General features: G+C 52.8%; 1 protein-coding gene. It reads left to right on the top strand.

The window, feature by feature from the left end; translation table 11 throughout:
* Window positions 1-49 precede the first annotated feature (49 nt).
* Window positions 50-478: a VOC family protein gene (locus RCF13_RS11010; RefSeq protein WP_308141176.1), complete on the top strand. Its 429-nt coding sequence runs from the start codon at window positions 50-52 to the stop codon at window positions 476-478.
* Window positions 479-1,115: the final 637 nt, after the last annotated feature.

Raw genomic sequence — 1,115 nt, 5'->3', positions numbered from 1 at the left:
TGACCGTCAAACACGCTTGGCGCGAGAAATTTAACTGGGAGAGAATATCATGAAGATCGTAACAAGCTTGAGCTTTCAGGGCCAGTGCCGCGAAGCTTTCGAATTTTATGCCAGGGTCCTGGGAGGTAAGATCACCGCGGCGATGCCGTATGGTGACGGCCCGCCGGATATGCCAATTTCGGATGAAAAATATAAGAATTGGCTGATGCACTGCTGGCTGGAGGTCGGTGACCAAGCCTTAATGGGAGCAGATATGGATGTTCAATGGGCTCCAAATGTCGACAAGCCGAAGAATGGTTTTGATGTCACTTTGCATACCGAGGAGCAGGCGGAGGGACAGCGCTGGTTCAATGAGCTCTCTGAGGGCGGTAAGGTGGTTATGCCATTCGGCGAAACCTTCTGGTCTCCCGGCTTCGGTTCACTCGTCGACAAGTTCGGTGTTCCCTGGATGGTTAATACCATTCCATCATCGGGCTAGAGTCCGTCGCAAGGTTAACCCAAATGAGCGATCAATTCGGGCGACGCTTCCACTGATAGTTCGCAGCATTGACCCAATCCAAACTTCACCCGGCAACGAAAGCAGATGTCGGTATGAATTATGTGCGTGGGCGACTATGCATGATCGGCTATGGATGGCTGCATTGGCGGCCATCCACATATTCCGATAACGTAGTTGTCGAGCACCCGAACCCAAAGTCGTGGTTGCCGTGAACTTCGAAGGCGGCGCTACGGATTTAATCCTACTTTCCACCAGCAAAGAAGCTCGACCGCAGATTGGAGGTGTAGCCAACGTTGTGTTACGCTATGTTTCCGCTACCGGAACTGGTTGAAATCGCAGCTCTTCTAATACACGGGCATTAGCTGCGCGGATCTGGGGAACAGAGACCATCCGTTGGCCGGTCCACGGCTGCTTTAACGCTGCAAGCGCAATTTCTTATGGTCCGTTACACAGCAGCTGGCCGTGCAAACGTCCATGTCCAAATGGAAAAACAATAGTTGCTCTGCTCTGGTATCGACCATCCTGAACGCTGCCCCGCATTTTGTACCGTTGGCTTGACCTGGACCGACCTGCCATCGGGTGGATGACCATCAAAGCCGGTGCTGGTGCGGGGAAT

This window comes from Stenotrophomonas maltophilia group sp. RNC7 (assembly GCF_030910085.1).
Lineage (GTDB): Bacteria > Pseudomonadota > Gammaproteobacteria > Xanthomonadales > Xanthomonadaceae > Stenotrophomonas > Stenotrophomonas sepilia.
This window is presented reverse-complemented; position numbering and strand designations above follow the sequence as displayed.

Coding starts and splice junctions, on each gene's coding strand:
- RCF13_RS11010 (WP_308141176.1), top strand. CDS start 50: ATGAAGATCGTAACAAGCTTGAGCTTTCAGGGCCAGTGCCGCGAAGCT.